Source organism: Bradyrhizobium sp. RP6 (assembly GCF_003837805.1).
Taxonomy (GTDB): Bacteria; Pseudomonadota; Alphaproteobacteria; order Rhizobiales; family Xanthobacteraceae; genus Bradyrhizobium.
The window spans coordinates 214,509-237,965 of sequence record NZ_RQIT01000006.1; the positions used below are offsets into that span (position 1 = coordinate 214,509).

The window sequence follows — 23,457 nt, forward strand, 5'->3', positions numbered from 1 at the left end:
CCGTAGTCAAAGGGGAGCCTCTCGATGCCAGAGACACTGATCAAGGTCGATCTCACCAAGTCGGCCTATGAAAACGACATGGTGCACAACCGCTGGCATCCCGACATCCCGATCGTGGCCTGGGTCAATCCCGGCGACGATTTCATCATCGAGACCTATGACTGGACCGGCGGCTTCATCAAGAACAACGACTCCGCCGACGACGTGCGCGACATCGATCTGTCGATCGTGCACTTCCTGTCCGGCCCGATCGGCGTCAAGGGCGCCGAGCCCGGCGATCTCCTCGTCGTCGACCTGCTCGACGTCGGCCCGCTCAAAGAGAGCCTGTGGGGCTTCAACGGCTTCTTCTCCAAGCAGAACGGCGGCGGCTTCCTCACCGACCACTTCCCGCTGGCGCAGAAGTCGATCTGGGACATCAAGGGTCTCTACACCTCGTCGCGTCACGTGCCCGGCGTCAACTTTGCAGGTCTCATCCATCCCGGCCTGATCGGCTGCCTGCCCGATCCGAAGATGCTGGACACCTGGAACAAGCGCGAGGCCGAGCTGATCTCGACCAATCCGACCCGCGTGCCCGGCCTTGCAAACCCGCCCTTTGCACCGACCGCCCATGGCGGCCGCGCCAAGGGCGATGTGAAAGCCAAGATCGGCGCGGAGGGCGCGCGCACCGTGCCGCCTCGCGAGCATGGCGGCAATTGCGACATCAAGGATCTCTCGCGCGGCTCCAAGATCTACTTCCCGGTCTACGTGCCCGGCGCCGGTCTTTCGATGGGCGATCTGCACTTCAGCCAGGGCGACGGCGAGATCACCTTCTGCGGCGCCATCGAGATGGCCGGCTGGCTGCACCTGAAGGTCGAGGTGATCAAGGACGGCATGTCGAAATACGGCATCAAGAACCCGATCTTCAAGCCGTCGCCGATCACGCCCAACTACAAGGATTATCTGATCTTCGAAGGCATCTCGGTGGATGAAGCCGGCAAGCAGCACTATCTCGACGTCCACATCGCCTATCGCCAGGCCTGCCTCAACGCCATCGAGTATCTGAAGAAGTTCGGCTATTCCGGCGCCCAGGCCTATTCGATCCTCGGCACCGCGCCGTGCCAGGGCCACATCTCCGGCGTCGTCGACGTGCCCAACGCCTGCGCCACGCTGTGGCTGCCGACCGAGATCTTCGACTTCGACGTGATGCCGTCGGCGGCCGGCCCCATCAAGCACATTACCGGCGATATCCAGATGCCGATCTCGCCGGACAAGTAATCCATGTGCGACGGAATGCGGGACGGCGTCTGCTTGCCGTCTCGCATCCGCCGCCAGGTAAGTTGAACAAACTACAGCGTGGGGACGATGCGATGCCAGTCTACGAATATCTCTGTGACGACTGCGGTCCATTCAAGGACCTTCGCCCCATGGCGGAATGCGACGATCCGCAAAGCTGCCCGCACTGCGAGACGCTGGCGCCCCGCGTCATCCTGACCGCGCCGAACTTCTTCTGCATGCCGGCGGACAAGCGCAAGGCGCACGCCGTCAACGAGCGCAGCTCACACGCGCCGCAGACGCTCGCACAGTACAAGGCCTCGCACGGCCCCGGCTGCGGCTGCTGCTCCTCGGGCAAGACCGTGAAGGACAAGAGTGCGACGGACAGGAAAAAGCCGGCGCGTCTGATGAACAAGACCAGGAGCGGCGCCAAGGGCTTTCCGACGGCGCGGCCCTGGATGATCAGTCACTAACCCACGCGATCGCCTGATCGGCGAGCGACCCGGACCAACGAGTCAAGTACAGGAGCGATCGACATGCTTCACGGCGATATCTCAAGCAGCAACGACACGGTCGGCGTTGCAGTGGTCAACTACAAGATGCCCCGGCTGCATACCAAGGCCGAGGTGCTCGATAACGCCCGCAAGATCGCCGACATGGTCGTTGGCATGAAGCTCGGCCTCCCCGGCATGGACCTCGTGATCTTTCCCGAGTATTCCACCCACGGCATCATGTACGATTCCAAGGAGATGTACGAGACGGCTTCCATGGTGCCGGGCGACGAAACCGCGATCTTCGCCGAGGCCTGCCGCAAGGCCAAGGTTTGGGGCGTGTTCTCGCTCACTGGCGAGCGCCACGAGGAGCATCCGCACAAGGCACCCTACAACACCCTGATCCTGATGAACGACAAGGGCGAGATCGTGCAGAAGTACCGCAAGATCATGCCCTGGGTGCCGATCGAGGGCTGGTATCCCGGCAATTGCACCTACGTCTCCGAAGGGCCGAAAGGCCTCAAGGTCAGCCTGATCATCTGCGATGATGGCAACTATCCCGAGATCTGGCGTGACTGCGCCATGAAGGGCGCCGAGCTGATCGTGCGCTGCCAGGGCTACATGTATCCGGCCAAAGAGCAGCAGGTTCTGATTTCGAAGGCAATGGCGTGGGCCAACAACGTCTATGTCGCGGTCGCCAATGCCGCCGGCTTCGACGGTGTCTATTCCTATTTCGGCCACTCCGCGATCATCGGCTTCGATGGCCGCACCCTGGGCGAGTGCGGCGAGGAGGATTACGGCGTCCAATACGCCCAGCTGTCGAAACATCTGATCCGCGATGCGCGCCGCAACGGCCAGTCGCAGAACCATCTCTACAAGCTGGTCCACCGCGGCTACACCGGCATGATCAATTCCGGCGACAGCCCGCGCGGCGTCGCGGCGTGCCCGTATGATTTCTACAAGAACTGGATCAAGGACCCCGAAGGCACGCGCGATATGGTAGAAGCGATGACCCGCTCGACCCCGGGTACGGACGAATGCCCGATCGAGGGGATCCCGAATGGAGCGGCGGCCAGCAATTACTGAGCCGTTGCAGGTTCCGCGTTACCCTCCCCTGCCCTCTAGGGCAGGGGAATCGCATGTGGATTTGCGGACGGCATTGCGCGAGCTGACGATATCGATTCTGAAGGGGACTCCCGATTCGCAGAGGGGGCCCTATGCACAAGATCCGCAACATTTTCAGCACGATGCCCGACCCACGCGCGCCCAACGCGCTGCACGATTTGCTGGACATCATCGTCATTGCGCTGGCCACGATCCTGTGCGGCGGACAGGCGGCGACGGACATGGAGGTGTTCGCGTCTTCCAAAGAAGAGCTGTTGCGGCAATTCCTTCGACTGGAGCATGGAGTTCCCAGTCACGACACGTTCAGCCGCGTGCTCAACGCGCTCGATCCGGGGGCTTTCGAGCAAGCCTTCCGATGCTTTATGGCAGCCTTCGCCGAGGCCAATGGGATCAAGCTCACCGGTGTGGTGGCGGTCGATGGCAAGGCGATGCGAGGAGCCTACGAGCGAGGTCGCAGCGCTACGCCGCTGCACATGGTCAATGTCTTCGCCACCGAAGCGCGCATGGCGCTTGCTTCGCGTATGGCGCCGGGCCGCAACGAGGCCCAAGGGGCACTGGAGGCATTGCAGATGCTCTCGCTCGAAGGCTGCATCGTTACCGCCGACGCCCTGCATTGCAATCGCCCCTTCGCCAACAAGGTGCTCGCACGCGGCGCCCACTACGTGCTGGCCCTCAAGGAGAATCAAAGCAAATTGTTTGCGGAGGTCGAGCGCTGCTTTGGCCGCTCGGGCAAGCGCGGCGTGGCGCAACAGCTCGAGCCGAGCACCCACGATCGATCCGAATCCAGGCGTGCTACAGTCATGCGCAACAGCAGCCTGGGGATCGCAAACCGCTTTCCCGGAGTGGCGGCTATCGGTCGCATCACCTCGCGCCGACGGCTGCATGGCAAACCCGCAGGCAAACCGGCCGTGCGGTATTACGTGTTGTCCAAGTACATGCCTGCAAAGCGATTTTTGCAGGTCGTCCGCAGCCATTGGCGTATCGAGAACCAGTTGCACTGGGTGCTCGACGTCGTCTTCGGCGAGGATGCCTGCCGAACCAGAACCAACAACGGTCCAGAGAACTTTGCGACCCTGCGGCGGAACGCGATCAATCTCATTCGCGCCCACCCCGCCCGCATCTCCATGCGCCAAAAGGTCAAGCGCGCCGGCTGGGAAGATGCCTTCCTTCTTCAGCTCATCAGCCACATGCGATAGCCCTGCCTTGCGGGGGAGGGTAAGAAAGAGCACTACCGCTTCTGCTCCGTGGGCCTGCGCGGTGGACGCGGAGGCGCGGGTGTCCCACTCATCTTGTTGGCGGCCTCGCTGACGTCGAGCAACGACCGGCGGATGTCTTCGAGGTAGGTCGCCGACTTCTTCTGCATGATGCCGGCAAGCTCGTGCAGTCCCTTGATCTTCTCGAGCAGCTCGTTGGCCTTGCCATCGACGAAGCCTGGCACCGCGCCCTCGATCTTCGCGACCGCCTTGTCGAATCCCGCAAAGGCGCTGTCGACCTTGACCATGGCCGAATCGATCTCCGCGCCCTTGCTCCTGAGGTCGGCAGTGTGGCTCTCGAACGTGCGCAGGCCTTCCTTGATCGCAGGCGCGTTGTTCACGATGGTGCGGTCGACGCTGTGCAGGGTTTCGACGATGGATTCGGCGTCGCTGAGATCGGCCGTCAGCACGGGAATGCCGTCCCTGTCCAGCGGCACCGGCGGCGCAGAGGGAGCGCCGCCGATCAGCGAGATCGCGGCAATGCCGGTGAGGCCCTGGAACTCGATGCCTGCCACGGTGTCCTTGCGGATCGGCGCTGTGTTGTCGAGCATCACCAGCGCCACGATCCTGCGGGGGTTGTCGAGCTTGATCGACAGGATCTGGCCAGCGGGCACGCCGTCGAAATTGACCGGGCCGCCGCGGCGCAGCCCGCTGGCGGAACCACCCTCGAATACCACGCGCAACTGGCTGCGACTCTGGATGGTGCGCCATTTCTGCACGCCGAGCAGGCCGCCGAACGCCACGGCGATCGCCGCCAGCGTTGCCGTTCCGATCACAAGATTGCTCGCGCGCGCCATGGGGCTGAGTTTAGGGCCAAAGCGGGATGGTTGGAAGCAGGCCGCGATGCTAACTGAGACGGGTTAACGACTTGTCCGCCGAAGCTCGAAGAGCGAAGGCGGAAGCGTAACCCGCCAACGCCTCGCACGTGGATGCACCGAATTGGCAGATTGCACTGCCGCCAATCCGCCCTACGACATCCTCAATGTTCGGCCGCGCGCTTTGCCGCGGCATTGTTCAACACGATCAGCGCATCGACGGCCACGCCCGTCCTGGGGTTGATCAGGAACGGGTTGATGTCGATCGAGGCGATCCGGTTGCCGGCATCCGCGATCAGGTTGGAGAGGCCGACCAGCGCCTTCACCGCCGAGGCCTCGTGCAGGGCCGGCTTGCCGCGATAGCCGCGCATCTTGATGCCCGCCTTGGTGCGGCCGATCAAAGCACGGGCCTCGGCCTCGTCCAGCGGCGCGCCGGCGAGGGCGACGTCCTTCATCAACTCGATGTCGATGCCGCCGGTGCCGAACAGCACGACCGGCCCCATCTCGGCATCGAGCGAGGCGCCGACCACGAGCTCGAGATCGGCCTTGACCTGCTGTGCGATCAGGATGCCGTCGAGCTTCGGCTTTCCCTTCAGCTTGCTGACCCGCGCGGTGATGTCGGCGAACGCCTTCTTCACCTCGGCCGCGTTGCTGAGATTCAGCACCACGCCGCCGATGTCGGACTTGTGCAGGATCTCTGCGCTGACGACCTTTGCCACGACCGGAAAGCCGATCTGCTTCGCAATCTTCACCGCTTCGGCCGCCGTCTGCGCGATCGCCTCCTTCGAGATCGGGATGCCGTAAGCCTTGAGGAGCTTCTTCGAGGCGACCTCGTCGAGCGCGGCACCAGTCGCCGATCTCAATGTCTTCTCCAGCATGGCGCGGGCGGCGGGCTTCGAGCTCGAGACGATGTCGGGCACCTCTTTGCGCAGCTTCGCGTAGTCGAGCAGCGACTTGATCGCGGTCACCGCACGGTCCATGCCCTGCATGACCGCAAGATGCGGCAGCGACTTGCGCAAGTCCTTGGTGTACTCGGTGAAGCCGATCGACATCGCGCTGATATAGATCACCGGCTTGCCGGCCTGGCCTGCCATCTCGTTGACGATGCGCAAGTTGCGCTCGCGCAGCTCGTGCGGTGCCTTCGGCAGTTCGGCATCGACGATGACGATGTCGATATCCGGGTCGTCGATCATCAGCTTGATCGACTTCATATAGACGGAGGGATCGACGACCGCGGCAAAGCCGGCGTCGAGCGGATTGCCGACGATCGAGCCGGGACCGAGCATCTTCGCCAGCTCCGAGCTGACATGCGGGCTCAGCGGCGCGAAGTTCAGTCCCGCGGCGTCGAAGGCGTCGATCAGCATGCCGCGCTTGCCGCCCGACAGCGTGACGGCGGCAAGCCGGTCGCCCTTGGGTACGGCAGCGTGAACGAAGCATTCGGTGGTTTCGATCAGTTCGTCGAGCCCGCCGACCCGGATCACGCCTTCACGCGTTGCGATCGCGTCGAACGTTTCGATCGAGCCAGCGAGCGCTCCGGTATGCGCCATCGCCGCGGCGCGGCCGCCCTCGGATGCGCCGAGCTTGAGCGCGATCACGGGCTTGCTCGCGGCGCGCGCCGCCTTGCACGCATCGCGAAACGCCTTGGTGTTGCGCACGCCTTCGAGGTAGACGACGATCGCCTTGATGCTCGGGTCCTCGGCGAAATAGCGCATCAGGTCCGGCGTCTCGAGGCCGGCCTCGTTGCCGGTGGTCACCATATAGCCGACACCGACACCCCGATCCTCCAGCGCCTGGCGGATCGCCATGACGATGGCGCCGGATTGCCCGGCGATCGCCACCGCGCCCTGTTCCATGGTGACGATTCGATCGTCGATGTTGGTGAAGAGCTTTTCGCCGGCGCTCAAATTGCCGAGGCAGTTCGGGCCGGTGACGGCAAGGCACGTCTCGCGCACGGCCGCCTGCAGTTCGGCGGCAAGCCTCTGGCTTTCTTCATCCTGCAACTCGCTGAATCCCGAGGTGACGATGGTGGCCGAACGCGCGCCGGCCGCGGCGGCGTCGCGGATCACCTGCACGGCGAAGCGCGCGGGCACAAGCACCAGAACGTGATCGGGCTTTTCGGGAAGGCTCGCAAAATCCTTGTAGCACGGGACGCCCCAAATGGCGTCGCGCTTGGCGTTGACCGGATAGAGGCCGCCCTCGTAACCGTATTTCACGAGATTGTTCCAGATGCGCTCGGCATAATTGCCGGGCTTGTCGGTCGCACCCACCAGCACGATGTTGCGCGGGTGCAGCATGGCGTGGACGCCCTTGACGATGTCGCTGGCATCGGGCGGCGGAGACCATGGACGAAATGCGGACGCAGCAGACACCTGGGCTTCCATGGAGTGATCTCACCTGTTGTTCTTCTTGGTTGAGCGTCACTCCGTTCTATGGCGACTCCTTCGGAGTGGCAACCATGCCGGTGGTATGCCGCGCGGTGGAATGAGCGACGCCGGTACATGTCGTCGACTCGGCGAGCGATCTATCTGTCGCCTCCAATCAATGTTGCATGCAGGATGTAGCGCTCGGGGCCGGAGGTGACGGCGTCGAATGGCCAGCAGGTCGCGAGAACAAGCTCGAAACCCCGTGTCATGGCGTCGATGCCCGATGCATCGAAGCGGACCACGGCCGAGGAATCCGCGCGATAGCGAAAATGTCGACCGTCGCTACGTGTGATGTCGATGACGTCGCCAATGGCAACATCCCGCAAAAAGCGGAAATGAGTGTCGCGATGGGCGGCATAGACGGCTATCCCGCGTTGGCCCGCATCGGCCGTGTGCTGGAGATGGCCGGGTCCGAAAGCAAGCGCCTGTCCGCTCGCGCCTTCCAGCACGATGGCGCTGGCGCCGATCCGCTTGACCTCGATCCGCGCGACCGGCCAGGTGTCGGCCCAGGACCACGGCTTCACCGCCTGTCCCGTCGCAATGCTTCGGTCGAACGCCCGCTCCAGCAGCACCTGCGCCAGCCAGCCCTTGGCATGGATGTAGACGCCGTCTCCGAACAGGATGAGGCCGACGAGTGCCAGGACCAGAGGGGAGATGAGGCGGTGCATTGTGTCCACACCCGTCATTGCGAGCGAAGCGAAGCAATCCAGAGACTTTCCGCGGAGGCAGGCTGGATTGCTTTGCTGCGCGCGCGCGGCCATTTGTAGGGACGGGCAGCCGCGCGCTAACAGAGGAGTTCGGGGCTCCTCTCTCAAGCGGCATCAGTGAGCAAGCGCCGACGCCGGTTGAGCACGAACAGGATCAGGGCGAGCACGAGCAGGGCCAGGCCCGCGATCATCTTCAGCTCGGCCGAGGTTGCAGTCTTGGGCAGGCGGATCGCATCGGGCGCGGCAGGCGTCGGCCGCCTCAGCTCCGACTGGTTGCGCGCATCGGCATGACGTTCGCGCAACTGCGTCGGCACCTGCGGCCGCTCGCCGAACACCCTCTCGAAATCCCAGCCGGCCGGAAGATTGATCGGCAGGTCGCTGAGCTTGAGCGGCTCGCCTTCGGGCCGGCTCGGCGTCCTGTCGACCGCGACGAGGCTGGTCACCCGGGTGACGATCTGATGATCGAGCGCCAGCGCCAGAATCGCCTTGTCGGATTCCTCGGGCGACATCTCGCGCATGGTGCGCGCCACTTCGGCGTCGCCGATCTTGCGCTTGGCCCAGAGCTTTGAGAGGCCCTTGCCTTCAGCGGCGCTTTGCAGCGGCAGCGTCACCGACCACGGTCGATCGCCGACGCGTCCCTTGATTTCGAGGGAGCCCGCGAGCTTGTCGAGCCTCGCCGCCAGCACCAGCGGCTCGTCACGATAGACGTCCGGAATGATCGCCGGGGTGATGTCGGCCCTGGCGTCGGAAAATCTCGCGGTGAGGCCGGTCACGGCCGGATTCTCCAGCTTGGCGAACAGGCCGCGCATGCGCTCCTCGACCTGCTCAACCGATCCGATATGGGTGAAGGCGCCCCGGCCGAGCTCGGCGGCGCGCGTCATCAGGTAGGTGTTGGGCGCGGAGCCGATGCCGACCATGAACACGCGCGAACGGCCGCGCATTGCCGTGATCGTCTCGAACAATTGCTGCTCGTTGCCGATGGCGCCGTCGGTTAGGAACACGACCTGACGGACCATGCTGCTGTCACTGATCTTGTCGGAGAGCGCAGCGCGCATCGCCGGCACCATCTCGGTGCCGCCCCTCGCCTGCAAAGCGCTGACGAACGAGGTCGCCTCGCCGACATGCGCGGCATCGGCCGGCACCGAGGCTGGAAACAGCACGTCCATGGTGTCATCGAAGCGGATCACGTTGAAGCGGTCATTCGGCTGGAGGCGGCCGAGCGCATAGAGCAGGCTCGCCTTGGCCTGAACGATGGAGGTGCCGCCCATCGAGCCCGAATTGTCGATCACGAACACGACCTCGCGGGGCAGCGGCTTCTGCGTTGCCTGCTCGGCGCTGGGCGGAGTGACGAAGGCAAGGAGATAATCGGCATCCCCGACATGCTCGCGGAACAGGCCGACCGACGGCGCCATCCCGGCGGCCGGCTTCCAGGTCAGCTCGAAATCACGGTCGGCGGGGACAGCGCCATCAGCGAGCGTGACAATACGCGTCGTGTTGTCCGGACTCTCGACCTTGACGTTATGTTGGTGGCTCCTGACCTCGCCCAGCGCAAAGCCGGCCTTCAGCCGCACTGTGATGCTGGTCGGGTTGACCGGCGCATTTCTGGCGGGATCCAGCACAGGCGGCGAGATGTGGTCGCGATCCGGAACCGGATCAGTCGTCATTGCGCCCCAGCCGGAGCCGTCCTTGCGGAAGTCGACGCTCTGCACGATCGGCGCCGGATTGTAGCGCGGGGCGACCACCAGCGGCACGCGGAGCGAATATTCGTCGCCGGCCTGATGTACCGGCTCCTGGTACTCGATCTGCACCAGCACGGTCTCGCCAGGACCGATATTGGCGACCGAGTTGGTGAAGACGTTCGGCCGCTCCTGCTCAGTGAGCGCGACCTTATGGCCGGCGCTTCGCGCCTGCTCGTAGATCACGCGGGCTTGCTGCCGCTCCTTGATGTCACCAACGATGACATGGTCGCCGACCACCATCTTGAGCGTGTCGACGGCACCATTGGTTGCGAGCGGATAGACATAGGTGGCCGCGACCCAGTCCTTGGTCGGATTGCGGAACAGTTGCGTGACGCGGGCGCGTAGCGTCGGGCCCGATACGGTGATGTCGATGTCGGTGCCGAGACGGATTGCCTCGGTGGTGACGCCGTCTTCCTTCAGGAGCAGGCTGCCCGACCGTGCCTCGCCAGGTTGGAGGAGGCTGGCCTGCTCGGCCGTTGCCGACCAACCCGTCCCGAAGCTCACCAGCAGGGCCACGAAGGCCACCAGCATCACCGCGACGCCCTGCGCGAGAAGGAATAATCCGAGCTTGATCAGCCGGCCCAGTACGGGGTGTTCGTCGCTGTCGGCTGTGTCGTAGGTATCCATTTGGCCTGCTCCCGATGGCTGTTGGCTGGTCCTCAGGATCGGCCTGGAGAGGCTGAATTCGCGAGCAGAATGATCGGCAATGTTCCGCCGCGGCCAGCCCGGGGCAGGCCGCCGCCGGGCGGCCATGTGCGGTTTTGTGCTGGTTTGTCCGCCCTGCTAGAATGGCACTTCCAGGGCAGGGTTGATGATGCAAATGCAGGCTGACAAGCAGCTTTCGGACGAGCAGAGCCGCGAGATCGCGGAGACCATTCGCGAAGAGCTGGCCAGACGCCGGATCTCCCGGCAAGCCCTGGCCGAGCAGGCGAAGCTGAGCCTGTCGACGTTGGAGAAGGTGCTCGGCGGCCGCCGGCCATTCACGCTGGCGACGACGGTCCGGCTCGAGCAGGCGCTAGGCGTCTCCTTGCGCAAAAGTGCCATCGTGGTGACGCCTCCGGCCGCAAACGACGTCGCGCCCGACAGCCTCGGCTCCTATGCTCATCGCGCGGTGACCTGGCTCGAGGACGTCTACATCACCCTGCGCCCGTCCTTCGGCGACAAGGACGCAATCTTTGCCTATCGCACCGAGATCGTCTGGGAGCCAAAGGTCTCAGCGCTGGTCTTTCGCGAGGGCGAGCGGACCGACGCAGCCTATGAACACACCGGCGAGGTTGCCGTACCCCATCAGTCCGGCTTCATCTATCTCGTCATCATCAAGCACGGCCAGCATCGCGTGATCACGGTGTCGCGACCGACGGTTTCCGGCGAGATGTACGGCATCATCTCGACGCTCCGTGCCGGCCCCGGCTCGCAGCTGACGCCGATCGCTGCACCCATCGCCTATGTGCCGCTCGTGAATATTCCGAAGCCGTCCCTGGGGCGGGTTGCGCCCGAGGACGGTAACTACGCCTTGTATCGAAAGCATCTGCGCCGCACGGTGGAAGAGCCCTTTGCGCTTTTCCTGCCGGCATAGCCCTGCTTCGACCTCGTTCACACAAAGCGATAGCGGCCTTTCGGCCGCTATCTGGGTTCAGCTGGATGCCGGCTAGCCCCCGGTTTCGGCGCTGATGATGTCGCCGAACAGCTCCCACTGACCAGCCTTGAAGCGGATCATCTTGAGCTGCTCGATCGGCGCGAAGTCGTTGGCGCCGGTGTTGATCTTGATGCCGGGGATCAATGTGTCGGGCGCAAAATCCTTCAGGTTCGCGGCCTGCTTCATCACGTTCTCCCGCGTCAGGTTGTCCCCACACTGCTTCAATGTCTGAACCAGGGTCTGCGCGGCGGCATAGCCGTAGACGATGTTGGTGTCGGAGACGTTGGCGCCCGGCATGTACTTGTCGATGAAGGCGAGAAACTTTTTCATGCCCTCGTCGTCCTTCCATTGCGGGTCCGATGCGTCCTTCAGATAGCTCGCCGACAGCACGCCTTCCGACGCATCGAGCCCGGCAGGCTTCATCACCGCGCCGATCGAGATCGACACGTCGGTCATCACATGCATCGGCCTCCATTCGAGCTCGGCGATCTTCTTGATCGCCTGCGCCGCGAATTTCGGGGTCGAGATGTTGACGAAGACGTTGGCGCCGGTGCCCTTCAGCTTGACGATGTGGGAATCGATCGACGGCTCGGAGGTCTCGTAGCTCTCCTCCGCGACGATCAGCGAAGAGGCCTTTTCGCCAAAGATCTCCTTGATGCCGGCGACGTAGTCCTTGCCGAAATCGTCATTGGCATAGAAGATCGCGACCTTGGCATCGGGCTTGGCCTGCAGGATGTACTTGGCGAAGATCCGCGCCTCAACCCGGTAGCTCGGCTGGAAGCCCATAGTCCAGGGAAAACCCTTCGGGTCGTTCCATTTGCTGGCGCCGGTGGCGAGGAAGAGCTGCGGGACCTTCTTGGCGTTGTGATATTTCTGCACCGCGGTCTGGGTCGGCGTGCCCAGCGAGTTGAAGACCAGAAACACCTCGTCGCTCTCGATCAGCTTGCGGACCTGCTCCACGGTCTTGGGCGGGGAGTAGCCGTCATCGTAGGAGATCCAGTTGATCTTGCGGCCGTTGATGCCGCCCTGGTCGTTGATCATCTTGAAATAGGCCTCCTCGGTCTTGCCAATGATGCCGTAGGCGGAAGCGGGACCCGAATAGGCCTCGACGTTGCCGATCTTGATCTCGGTGTCGCTGGCACCCGTGTCGTATTTCTTTTGCGCGTAAGCGCCTTGAACCGAAAGCAAGGTCAGGGCTGCTGCGGCGGCGAGTAACGAGATTTTCTTGTTCTTCATGGAAATTCCCTGGAGTTTCTTGTTGGTAGGGCAGGCACTTCAAAAAAAGGAAAAGCGCCCGCGAGGGGCGCTTTGGTCAGGCATTGGCGACCTTCTTGTCGACTTCGGAAGCCACCGAGAATTCCTTGCGCAAGGTCGGTTTGTGGATCTTGCCGGTGGCGTTGCGTGGCAGCGCATCGACGAAGCGGATTTGGCGCGGGCATTTGAAGCGCGCCAGATTGGCCGCGCAATGCGCGAAGACCTCGGTCTCCGTGAGCTCCTGTCCCGGCTTGACGGCGACGATGGCGAGGCCAACCTCGCCCCATTGCGCATCAGGGATGCCGATCACGGCGGCTTCCGAAATGGCGGCGAGCTGGTGCAGCACGTTCTCGACCTCGGCCGGGTAGACGTTCTCGCCGCCGGAAATGTACATGTCTTTCCAGCGATCGACGATGTAGTAGAAGCCCTCCTCGTCGACGCGGGTCGCATCGCCGGTGTGCAGCCAGCCGTCGGTGAAGGATGTCTTGTTCGCCTCCGGCCGGTTCCAGTAGCCCGGCGTGATGTTGGGGCCCTTGACCCAGAGCTCGCCGAGTTCGCCGACATCGGCTTCGCTGCCGTCGGGACGCACGATGCGCACCTCCGTGTGCAGCACCGGCTTGCCGGCGGAGCCGGCCTTGCGCGCGGCATCCTCGCGATCGAGCACCAGCACGGCCGGTGAGGTCTCGGTCATGCCGTAGCCCTGCTGAAGCGCGACGCCGCGCGCTTCCCAGACCTTCAACAATGGCACCGGCATCGGAGCGCCGCCGACACCGCCGACGATCAGCCGGCTGAGATCGGTCGTCGCGAAGGCCGGGTGCTGCGCCATGAACTGGTAGATCGCGGGCACGCCGAAGAACACGTTGATGCCCTGCGCGGGGTCGTTGATCAGGCCGAGCGCCGTGCCGGGATCGAAGGCGCGCATGATCATCACGGTGCCGCCGGCATGCAGCACCGGATTGGTGTAGCAATTCAGACCGCCGGTGTGGAATAACGGCAGCACGGTGAGCAGCACCGAGGCCGGCCCGATGCAGGCGGGGCCGCCGAGATTGACGCAATTCCAGAAGGTCATGCCATGGGTGATGGTCGCGCCCTTGGGATGGCCCGTCGTGCCCGACGTGTACATGATGGTCGAGACGTCATCGAGCGTGACTTCTTCGGCGCGGTCGAGCGGCTTCGCTGCGGCGACACCGGCTTCATAAGTGCCGCCCGGGCCGAGCAGCAGGCTGGTCGCAACGTTGCAGAGCTTTGCGACGGCGAGCGCCGTTTCGGCCAAGTCTGTGTCGTGGATCATCACCTTCGGTGCACAGTCGGCAGTGATGAACTGGAGCTCGGGGACGGTGAGGCGGGTGTTCAGCGGCACGAAGATGGCGCCTAACCGCCCGCACGCGAATTGCACCTCAAGCGTATCGGTCGTGTTCAGCGCCAGCACGGCGACGCGGTCGCCGCGCGAGACCTTGAGCGTGTGGCGCAGGAGCGAGGCGAGGCGCGAGACGCGGGCGTCGAGCTGCGAGTAGCTGAAGCGGCGCTCGCTCGCGAGGTCGATCACCGCAACCTTGTGCGGTGTGCGGCGGCCATGATGGGCGATCCAGTCGTAATAACGAACGGCCAAGAATTCCTCCCTCGGCGGTCGGGGCCGCCCTTCTTCTTGCTGCCCGTGCACCATGCCCGGCGTGGCCCTGGGGCCAGCCGGAGTCTGTGCAGCAACTTTTTTTGAGCCAGAGTTGGCCTGTGAGCGGCGAAAATCGTCTTGCGTTGAGTTGCTAGGTTGCCGCCTTGCCCGGAGCGTCGGCTCCAGTCAGCCACTCCGCGCAAGTGAACCGCCGAGGTTCCGGCCATGGTGTCCGAGCGAATCCGCCAGCAGGGCGAGACTGCAATGAAGAGCCCGTTCTATACCGCCGAGCATGACGCCTTCCGCGACGTGATGCGCCGCTTCGTCGAGAAGGAGATCACCTCGTTCGCCCATGAGTGGGACGAGGCCGGTGAATTCCCGCGCGCGCTCTATCGCAAGGCCGCCGAGATCGGCCTCCTGGGCCTCGGCTTCCCCGAGGAATATGGCGGGATCGCCGCCGACCAGTTCATGAAGATCGTGGCCAGCCAGGAGCTGGCGCGGGCGGGCGCCGGCGGTGTCAGTGCCAGCCTGATGAGCCACACCATCGGCTCGCCGCCGATCGCGCGCGCGGCGCGGCCCGAGGTGAAGGCGCGTGTGCTGCCGCAGGTGTTGTCAGGCGAGAAGATCTCCGCGCTCGCGATCACGGAGCCGGGCGGCGGCTCTGATGTCGCGAACCTGCGCACCCGCGCGCGGCGTGAGGGCGATCACTACGTCGTGACCGGGGAGAAGACCTTCATCACCTCAGGCATGCGTGCGGACTATCTGACGGTCGCGGTGCGGACCGGCGGCGAGGGCGCCGGCGGTGTCAGCCTGCTCCTGATCGAGGGGGAGACGCCGGGCCTGTCGCGGACCAAGCTGAAGAAGATGGGCTGGTGGGCCTCGGACACCGCGACCCTGCATTTCGACGAATGCCGCGTGCCGGTCGAAAATCTGATCGGCGAGGAGGGCCAGGGCTTCAAGATCATCATGCAGAACTTCAACAGCGAGCGCATGGGCATGGCTGCGAGCTGCACCGCCTTCGCCCGGGTCTGCCTCGACGAGGCGATCGCCTACGCCAGGGAGCGCAAGACCTTCGGCAAGCCGCTCGCGCAGCACCAGGTCATCCGCCACAAGCTCGTCGACATGGCGCAGAAGGTCGCGGCCTCGCAAGCGATGCTGGAGATGCTGGCCTGGCGGCTCGAGCAGGGCGAAAGCCCGGTCGCCGAGATCTGCATGATGAAGAACCAGGCGACGCAGACCATGGCCTTCTGCGCCTCCGAAGCCGTGCAGATCTTCGGCGGCGCCGGCTTCATGCGCGGCATCAAGGCCGAGCGCATCTACCGCGAGGTCAAGGTCAACGCCATCGGCGGCGGCACCGAGGAGATCATGAAGGATCTGGCGTCGCGGCAGATGGGTCTATGAGCGCTCTCTCCTCGCGTCATTCCGGGGCGCGAGCGAAGCGGAGCGAGCTATGGTGCGCCCCTGCGCACCCGAGAATCCATACTCACGATCGTGGTTATGGATCCCGGGCCCGCGCCAAGTGGCGCGTCCCGGAATGACGAGGCTGAGAGACATGCTATTCACCGCCGACCACGACGACATCCGCCGATCCCTGCAGAAATTCATCGCCAACGAGATCAATCCCCATGTCGACGAATGGGAGAAAGCCGACATCTTCCCGGCGCACGAGCTGTTCAAGAAGATGGGCAATCTCGGCTTTCTCGGGCTGAACAAGCCGGTCGAGTTCGGCGGCTCCGGCCTCGACTATTCCTACGCGTTGATGATGGCGGAGGAGTTAGGGGCCATCACCTGCGGCGGCGTGCCGATGGCGATCGGAGTGCAGACGGACATGGCGACGCCCGCGTTGGCGCGATTCGGCTCGGACGAGGTCCGTCGTGAATTTCTGGCGCCCTCGATTACCGGAGATTACGTTGCCTGCATCGGTGTCTCCGAGCCCGGCGCGGGCTCCGATGTCGCCTCGATCAAGACCCAGGCGCGCTCCGACGGCGACGATTACGTCATCAATGGCGGCAAGATGTGGATCACCAACGGCACCCAGGCCGACTGGATCTGCCTGCTCGCCAACACCGGCGACGGGCCCGTTCACCGCAACAAGTCGCTGATCTGCGTGCCCATGAAGAGCAAGGGCGTCACCGTCGCGCGCAAGCTCGACAAGATGGGCATGCGCTCGTCCGACACCGCGCAGATCTTCTTCGACAATGTCCGCGTGCCCAAGCGCAACCGCATCGGCGAGGAGGGCAAGGGCTTCACCTATCAGATGATCCAGTTCCAGGAGGAGCGGCTGTGGGGCGCGGCGGCCTGTCTCAAGGCGCATGAATACATCATCGACCAGACGGTTGAGTACACCCGCAATCGCAAAGCTTTCGGCCAGAGCATTCTCGACAACCAGGTCGTGCACTTCAAGCTCGCGGAGATGCAGACCGAGGTCGAGCTGCTGCGCGCGCTGATCTATCGCGCCGGCGAGCAGCTGGTCGCCGGCGAGGACGTGACGCGGCTCGCGACCATGGCCAAGCTGAAGGCCGGCCGGCTCGGCCGCGAGCTCACCGACGCCTGCTTGCAATATTGGGGCGGAATGGGCTTTACCAACGAGACGCCGGTCAGCCGCGCCTATCGCGACAGCCGCCTGACCTCGATCGGCGGCGGCGCCGACGAGGTCATGCTGATGGTCCTGTGCAAGATGATGGGCACGTTGCCCGGCAGCAAAGGGAGTGCTTGATGATCACGCTCTATCACTGCGACGCCGCGCGCTCGTTTCGCCCGCTCTGGATGCTGGAGGAGATGGGGCTGGCCTACGAGCTGAAGATGCTGCCGTTCCCGCCGCGCGTGTTCGCCAAGGAATATCTTGCGGTCAATCCGCTGGGCACGATTCCCTTCATGGTCGACGGCGAAACGAGGATGACCGAATCCTCCGGCATCTGCCATTATCTCGGCATCAAATACGGCCCGACGCCGCTGATGGTCGGACCGGAGGATCCCGCCTATGGCGCCTTCCTGAACTGGATGTATTTCAGCGACGCCACGTTAACCTTTCCGCAGACGCTGGTGCTCCGATACACCCAGCTCGAGCCGGAGGAGCGCCGCAACCCGCAAGTCGCCACCGATTACGCAAAATGGTTCTTGGGCAGACTGCGCGCCGTTGAGGCAGCGACGGCGAATGCCGAAACATTGTGCGCAGGCCGCTTCACCGCCGCTGACATCGTCATCGGCTACGCGCTTCGCCTGGCGAGCAACATCGGCCTTGCCAAGGATTTTGGGCCAAATGTCGCAGCCTATTGGGCGCGCCTGCAGCAGCGCGACGGTTTCGAGCGCGCAGTTGCTGCGGAACAGAAGGCCGGCGCCGAGCAGAACGTTGCAGCGAGGCTGAGGGCGTAAGTTTCCCTCATTCCGGGGCGATGCGCAGCATCGAACTCCGGTGCGCCGTTGCGCACCTGAGAATCTCGAGGTTCCAGGCTCGGTCCTGCCGACCGCCTCGGAACGATGGCGCCTTTTCATGACAGCGCTATCCTATCGTGACAGCGCCCAAATTTCCGCTAAGGTGACCTCGTCCGCAGCGGCCAGAGAGCCGCGCGAGGAGGACCCCAATGGAAGATAAAGGTCGCGAATCCGACCATCTGATGCTGATCACGCCGGAGCGGGTATTTTATGCCGGGCTGCTCGGTCGGCCCCGCAAGCGGACCCCCGGCTGCTGCCATGTCTATGTGGCGGTGAAGGGCAGCCTGCATCTGACGATCGACGATGCTCATACGTCGGACGAGTTGATCGTGACCCTGCCGAACCAGCGGCACACCATTGCCAGCGACTACCGCACCGTGATCAGCGTGACGCTGGAGCCGGAAAGCATGCCGGATGGCGCGATCGAGGCGTTGGCCGAGCGGCTCCGGGGGCCGGACAAGGCCGCCTATGCGCGCAAGATCCTGGCCGCCTACACGCTGCTGCGCCAGCGCCGCTACGGCGACATCACCACTGCCGAGTTCGACGAGATGTGCTTTGGCGAGGCGCTGCCACGTCGTGTGCTCGACCCGCGCGTGATGCGTGCCGTCGCCCGCATCGGGCGTTTCTCCGGCGAGCCGGTGACGGCGGATACGTGTGCGGCGGAAGCGGGCCTCTCGGCATCGCGCTTCCTGCATCTGTTCAAGGAGGAGACCGGCATCTCCTTCCGCTCCTTCCGCGCCTGGAAGCGCGCGCGGCATCTGCTGCACTTCGCCAACCAGGACCTCAACCTCGCCCATCTCGCGCAGGACATCGGCTATCCCGACTCGACCCATTTCAGCCATTCGATCCGCCGCTTCTACGGCTTGAAGCCGCGCGCGATCTTCGTCGGCTCGCGCGACCTCGCGATCTATCGCAGCACCGAGACGGTGCGGCTGGCCGAGGCTTCGTAAGGTGGGTTACGCCATCGGCCAACTCACCCTATAAGCGCTCGCTTTTGCAGCTTCTCCGCGCAAGAAGAAGCATGTCGCGCGTCACATGATCGCAAGCGTTGAATTCTCAACCTGCGAGACATTACGGGCATGACCGACAAGGCCGTCATCACCTGCGCGCTGAACGGCGTGCTCACCGACCCGAAGCAGCACAACGTGCCGGTGACGCCCGAGCAGATGGCGCGCGAGGCCAAGGCTGCGTTCGACGCCGGCGCGTCCATCATGCATATCCATCTGCGCCAGCAGGCGCCGAACAAGGGGCATCTGCCGTCCTGGGAGGTCGCTGTCAGCAAGGAGATCCAGCAGGCGATCCGCGAAGCGTGCCCTGGCGTGATCATCAACCACACCTCGGGCGTGTCAGGGCCGAACTACTCAGGCGCGCTCGACTGCATCCGCGAGACCAGGCCGGAGATCGCCGCCTGCAACGCCGGCTCGCTGAACTACCTGAAAGTAAAGGCCGACAACACCTGGGCCTGGCCGCCGATGATGTTCGACAATGCCGTCGAGAAGGTGAAGGACTATCTCGACGTCATGAACGCGGTCGGCACCATCCCCGAGTTCGAGTGCTTCGATGTCGGTATCGTCCGCTGCGTCGGCATGTATCGCCAGGTCGGCATGTACAACGGCCCGCTCGAGTATAATTTCGTGATGGGTGTCGCCTCCGGCATGCCTGCTGATCCCGAGCTGCTGCCGATCCTGATCAAGCTCAAGCGCCCCGAGGCGAACTGGCAGGTCACCGCGATCGGCCGCGAGGAGATCTGGCCGCTGCACCAGCGCTGCGCGGAGCTCGGCGGTCATCTCCGCACGGGGCTGGAGGACACCTTCTATCTCGCCGACGGCACGAAGGTGACCTCGAACGGCCAGCTGATCGAGGCCGTCGCCGCCTGCGCAAGGCGAGCAGGCCGCGAGATCGCAAGCCCGGCTGAGGCGCGGAAGACCTTTGGGACGAATCGGTAAAGTATCGCCTCACCCGTCATTGCGAGCGAAGCGAAGCAATCCAGAGTCTCCGCGGAAGCAGTCTGGATTGCTTCGTCGCTTCGCTCCTCGCAATGACGAGCAGGATCAAGTCATGTCCATCCTCGAAAACACCATCTCCTCCGGCGGCGCCGCCTACCACGCCAACCGCGACGGCATGCTCGCGCTGATCGATCGCATGCGCGCGCTGGAAGAGCGCACACGGGCGGCGTCGGCCGCGGCCAAGGATCGCTTCCACAAGCGCGGACAATTGCTGCCGCGCGAACGCGTCGCCCTGGTGCTCGATCCCGGCGCGCCCTTCATCGAGCTGTCCACCCTCGCGGGCTACATGTTCGACGTGCCGGATTCGAACAAGAGCGTGCCCGGCGGCGGCGTCATTGCCGGCATCGGCTTCGTCTCGGGCATTCGCTGCATGGTCAGCGCCAGTGATTCCGGCATCGACGCCGGCGCGCTGCAACCTTACGGTCTCGACAAGACGCTGCGGGTGCAGGAGCTCGCGCTGGAGAACAAGCTGCCTTACGTGCAGCTCGTCGAAAGCGCCGGTGCCAATTTGCTGCGCTACCGTGTCGAGGATTTTGTCCGCGGCGGCAACATCTTTCGCAACCTGGCGCGCCTTTCCGCGGCCGGCCTGCCGGTCGTCACCGTCACGCACGGCTCGTCCACCGCCGGCGGCGCCTATCAGACCGGTCTCTCCGATTACATCGTCATGGTCCGCGGCCGCACCCGTGCGTTCCTCGCCGGACCGCCGCTGCTGAAGGCCGCAACCGGCGAGATCGCGACCGAGGAAGAGCTCGGTGGCGCCGAGATGCATACGCAGATCTCCGGCCTCGGCGATTACCTGGCCGAAGACGATCGCGACGCGCTGCGCATCGCGCGCGAGATCATGGCGGCGCTGGAATGGGAGCGGCCGGGCAGGGCGACGCCAGAATTCAAGCCGCCGCGCTACGACCAGGACGAGCTGCTCGGCATCATGCCGATGGACCACAAGCGCCCCGTGGACATGAAGCAGGTGATCGCGCGCATCGTCGATAATTCCGACTTCACCGAGATGGCGCCGAATTACGGGCCCGCCACGGTGTGCGGCCATGCCCGCATCGAAGGGCAGGCCATCGGCATCATCACCAACAATGGCCCGCTCGATCCCGCCGGCGCCAACAAGGCGACGCATTTCATCCAGGCCTGCTGTCAGACCCGCACACCGCTGCTCTACCTGAACAACACCACCGGCTATATGGTCGGCAAGGCCTACGAAGAGGCCGGCATGATAAAGCACGGCTCCAAGATGATTCAGGCAGTCACCTCGGCGACGGTGCCGCAGATCACCATCTATTGCGGTGCTTCCTTCGGGGCCGGCAATTACGGCATGTGTGGGCGCGGCTTCCATCCGCGCTTCTGCTTCTCGTGGCCGAATGCCAAGACGGCCGTGATGGGCGGCGAGCAGGCGGCCGAAACCATGGCGATCGTGACCGAAGCCGCCGCGGCGCGCCGCGGCAAGCCGATCGAGAGGGACAAGCTGGACGCCATGAAGGCGCAGATCGTCGGTGTGTTCGACGGCCAGATGGACGTGTTCTCCACCAGCGCACGCGTGCTCGACGACGGCGTGATCGACCCGCGCGACACCCGTGCGGTGCTGTCTGAAGTGCTCGCGATCTGCCGCGAGGGTGACGCACGGAATCCTCAGCGCATGCAGTTCTCGGTGGCCCGCCCATGAGGAACGGATCAGTGCAGCACCGGCCGTTCTTCAGGGTTCTGGTGGCCAATCGCGGCGAGATCGCACTGCGGGTGATGCGCAGCGCGCGCAAGCTGGGCCTCGGCGTTGTCGCGGTCTATTCGGACGTCGATCGCGATGCGCTCCATGTGAAGCACGCCGATCAGGCCGTGCGGATCGGCGAAGCGCTTCCGGCGCAATCCTATCTCAGCATTCCCGCGATCATCGGAGCCGCGAAAGCGAGCGGCGCGGATGCCGTGCATCCCGGCTACGGCTTCCTTGCCGAGAACGAGGAGTTCGCGCGCGCCTGCAAGGAGGTCGGTCTCGTCTTCATCGGCCCGTCGCCGCAGGCGATCGAGGCGATGGGCAACAAGGCCGGTGCCAAGGAGATCATGAAGAAGGCCGGCGTCCCCATCGTGCCCGGCTATCAGGGCGCAGACCAGGGCGACGAGGTGATGCTCGCGGAAGCCAGGAAAATCGGGTTTCCCGTGATGATCAAGGCGGTCGCCGGTGGCGGCGGGCGCGGCATGCGGTTCGTTGCCGATGCCGCCTCGTTTCCCGATGCGCTGCGCAGTGCGCGTTCCGAGGCGAAGGCCGCGTTCGGCGACCCGACCGTCATCCTCGAGCGTGCGATTCAGAACCCCCGCCATATCGAGATCCAGGTGTTCGGCGACAGCCACGGCAACGCCATCCATCTCGGCGAGCGCGACTGCTCGGTGCAGCGGCGGCACCAGAAGCTGATCGAGGAGGCGCCGTCGCCCGCAGTCACGCCCGAGCTGCGCGCGAGGATGGGAGAGGTCGCGGTCGCCGCGGTAAAGGCGCTGCGCTACGAAGGGGCGGGGACGCTGGAGTTCCTGCTCGACGAACGTGGCGAGTTCTACTTCATGGAGATGAACACGCGTCTCCAGGTGGAGCATCCCGTGACCGAGGCGGTCACCGGACTCGATCTCGTCGAGTTGCAGCTGCGCGTCGCGCGCGGCGAGCCGTTGCCGGTGAGGCAGCAGGACATCCGCTTCGAGGGTCATGCCATCGAGGTGCGGCTTTGCTCCGAGGATGCCGCGCAGGATTTCATGCCGCAGTCTGGCCGCATGGCGCGCTGGCAGGTGCCAGACGGCATCCGCGTCGAGCACGCGCTGCAGTCGGGCTCCGAAATCCCACCGTTCTACGATTCCATGATCGCCAAGATCATCAGCCATGGTGCGAGTCGCGAGGAGGCGAGGGGGCGGCTGATCGTCGGCCTGGAGCAGCTCACGGCGCTTGGCGTGACCACGAACCAGGCGTTCCTGATGTCGTGCCTGCGCCATCCCGAGTTTGCCGGGGGCGAGGCGACGACGGCGTTCATTGGTGCACATCGCGACGAGCTGATAGCGCCCTCCGCGAACGCCGCATTCGACGCTGCGCTGGCCGGGCTCCTGCTCTACGTCACAAATCCGCGCGCGCCTGCCTGGCAAAGTGGCCGCAGTCTGTCCGCAACGTTCCCGCTTCCAGCGAAACTCGAGATCGCCGGCCACATCCACGAGCTCGAAGTCACGCGCGAGCGCGATGGCAGCTACGCCGTCGCCATCGGCGGCCGTCGGGACAGGTTCGAGATCGTGCAGCTCGATGCCGATGCCATCCGTTTTCGCCATGACGGCGTGATGGACAGCGCAAAATTCCTGCGCGATGGCGACCGGCTCTACCTCCAGCATCGCGGCATCCCGCTTGCGGTCATCGATCTCACGCTGGCCGCACCCAAGGCTGCAGCGGGCAATGGCGGCGACGGCAAGGTCCGCGCCGCCATGAATGGCCGCGTTGTCGCCGTCCTGGTCGAGCCGGGCGATCGCGTCACCGCGGGCCAACCGGTGCTGACGCTGGAAGCGATGAAGATGGAGCACGTCCACAAGGCCGGCCGCGACGGCATCATCGCGGCGATCGACGTCACCGAAGGCGAGCAGGTGACCACCGGAAGGATCGTGGCGGAGATCGAGGCGTAGTCTCCTGTCCTGGAGGCGCGAGCCGGGACACATGGCTCCGATGCCATCCTGGGTCTTCGCCTTCGCGGGGACACGAG

At 64.5% G+C, this 23,457-nt stretch carries 18 protein-coding genes; 12 read left to right on the plus strand and 6 right to left on the minus strand.

Features of this window, described 5'->3' with window-relative positions; translation table 11 throughout:
* The first annotated feature begins 24 nt into the window (after positions 1-24).
* The 4 genes from fmdA (at position 25) to EHH60_RS15230 (ending at position 4,063) form a co-directional block, all read left to right on the plus strand.
* Positions 25-1,254, plus strand: coding sequence for a formamidase (fmdA, locus tag EHH60_RS15215; RefSeq protein WP_028133835.1), 1,230 nt, complete (start codon positions 25-27; stop codon positions 1,252-1,254).
* A 92-nt stretch (positions 1,255-1,346) separates the two neighbouring features.
* Complete coding sequence (locus EHH60_RS15220; protein ID WP_124160271.1) at positions 1,347-1,724, plus strand: FmdB family zinc ribbon protein; 378 nt, start codon at positions 1,347-1,349, stop codon at positions 1,722-1,724.
* A 63-nt stretch (positions 1,725-1,787) separates the two neighbouring features.
* Positions 1,788-2,828, plus strand: a complete 1,041-nt coding sequence (locus EHH60_RS15225; RefSeq protein WP_124160272.1) for an aliphatic amidase — start codon at positions 1,788-1,790, stop codon at positions 2,826-2,828.
* 131 nt (positions 2,829-2,959) lie between these two features.
* Positions 2,960-4,063, plus strand: coding sequence for an ISAs1 family transposase (locus EHH60_RS15230; RefSeq protein ID WP_124160273.1), 1,104 nt, complete (start codon positions 2,960-2,962; stop codon positions 4,061-4,063).
* Between the two features lie 32 nt (positions 4,064-4,095).
* Here the strand turns inward: EHH60_RS15230 and EHH60_RS15235 are convergent, their stop codons facing one another.
* The 4 genes from EHH60_RS15235 to EHH60_RS15250 form a co-directional block, all read right to left on the minus strand.
* Positions 4,096-4,917 carry an MlaD family protein gene (locus tag EHH60_RS15235; protein ID WP_124160274.1) on the minus strand — a complete coding sequence of 274 codons (822 nt, stop codon included), beginning with the start codon at positions 4,915-4,917 and terminating at the stop codon, positions 4,096-4,098.
* A 182-nt stretch (positions 4,918-5,099) separates the two neighbouring features.
* Complete coding sequence (locus tag EHH60_RS15240; protein ID WP_124160275.1) at positions 5,100-7,316, minus strand: acetate--CoA ligase family protein; 2,217 nt, start codon at positions 7,314-7,316, stop codon at positions 5,100-5,102.
* Positions 7,317-7,456: 140 nt separating this feature from the next.
* A complete protein-coding gene (locus EHH60_RS15245) occupies positions 7,457-8,026 on the minus strand; it encodes a class GN sortase (protein WP_124160276.1) in 570 nt (189 codons plus the stop codon).
* Between the two features lie 143 nt (positions 8,027-8,169).
* A complete protein-coding gene (locus tag EHH60_RS15250; protein WP_124160277.1) occupies positions 8,170-10,431 on the minus strand; it encodes a marine proteobacterial sortase target protein in 2,262 nt (753 codons plus the stop codon).
* Positions 10,432-10,618: 187 nt separating this feature from the next.
* Here EHH60_RS15250 and EHH60_RS15255 point away from each other — a divergent pair, with 187 nt between their 5' ends.
* A complete protein-coding gene (locus tag EHH60_RS15255) occupies positions 10,619-11,380 on the plus strand; it encodes a helix-turn-helix transcriptional regulator (RefSeq protein ID WP_199751493.1) in 762 nt (253 codons plus the stop codon).
* A 72-nt stretch (positions 11,381-11,452) separates the two neighbouring features.
* On the opposite strand, the gene EHH60_RS15260 is transcribed toward EHH60_RS15255, so the two are convergent.
* Together EHH60_RS15260 and EHH60_RS15265 are read right to left on the minus strand one after the other, a co-directional pair.
* The gene (locus EHH60_RS15260) at positions 11,453-12,676 is read right to left on the minus strand and encodes an ABC transporter substrate-binding protein (RefSeq protein ID WP_124160279.1); all 1,224 of its coding nucleotides are present in this window, start codon (positions 12,674-12,676) and stop codon (positions 11,453-11,455) included.
* Positions 12,677-12,752: 76 nt separating this feature from the next.
* Complete coding sequence (locus tag EHH60_RS15265; protein WP_199751482.1) at positions 12,753-14,303, minus strand: acyl-CoA synthetase; 1,551 nt, start codon at positions 14,301-14,303, stop codon at positions 12,753-12,755.
* Between the two features lie 264 nt (positions 14,304-14,567).
* Between EHH60_RS15265 and EHH60_RS15270 the strand changes: the two genes are divergently transcribed.
* The 7 genes from EHH60_RS15270 to EHH60_RS15305 all read left to right on the plus strand — a co-directional run bounded on the left by EHH60_RS15270 (position 14,568) and on the right by EHH60_RS15305 (position 23,380).
* Positions 14,568-15,704 carry an acyl-CoA dehydrogenase family protein gene (locus EHH60_RS15270; RefSeq protein ID WP_124160342.1) on the plus strand — a complete coding sequence of 379 codons (1,137 nt, stop codon included), beginning with the start codon at positions 14,568-14,570 and terminating at the stop codon, positions 15,702-15,704.
* A 151-nt stretch (positions 15,705-15,855) separates the two neighbouring features.
* A complete protein-coding gene (locus tag EHH60_RS15275; RefSeq protein WP_124160343.1) occupies positions 15,856-17,019 on the plus strand; it encodes an acyl-CoA dehydrogenase family protein in 1,164 nt (387 codons plus the stop codon).
* Positions 17,019-17,675 (plus strand): glutathione S-transferase family protein, encoded by a 657-nt coding sequence (locus EHH60_RS15280; protein ID WP_124160281.1) that lies wholly within the window; start codon positions 17,019-17,021, stop codon positions 17,673-17,675. Before EHH60_RS15275 ends, EHH60_RS15280 begins: the two co-directional genes overlap by 1 nt.
* A gap of 209 nt (positions 17,676-17,884) precedes the next feature.
* Positions 17,885-18,685 carry an AraC family transcriptional regulator gene (locus tag EHH60_RS15290; RefSeq protein ID WP_124160282.1) on the plus strand — a complete coding sequence of 267 codons (801 nt, stop codon included), beginning with the start codon at positions 17,885-17,887 and terminating at the stop codon, positions 18,683-18,685.
* Positions 18,686-18,814: 129 nt separating this feature from the next.
* Entirely contained in the window at positions 18,815-19,681 is an 867-nt protein-coding gene (locus EHH60_RS15295) for a beta-keto acid cleavage family enzyme (protein WP_124160283.1), read from the plus strand.
* Between the two features lie 112 nt (positions 19,682-19,793).
* Positions 19,794-21,410, plus strand: coding sequence for an acyl-CoA carboxylase subunit beta (locus EHH60_RS15300; RefSeq protein WP_124160284.1), 1,617 nt, complete (start codon positions 19,794-19,796; stop codon positions 21,408-21,410).
* The gene (locus EHH60_RS15305) at positions 21,407-23,380 is read left to right on the plus strand and encodes an acetyl/propionyl/methylcrotonyl-CoA carboxylase subunit alpha (protein WP_124160285.1); all 1,974 of its coding nucleotides are present in this window, start codon (positions 21,407-21,409) and stop codon (positions 23,378-23,380) included. Before EHH60_RS15300 ends, EHH60_RS15305 begins: the two co-directional genes overlap by 4 nt.
* The last annotated feature ends 77 nt before the right edge of the window (positions 23,381-23,457 follow it).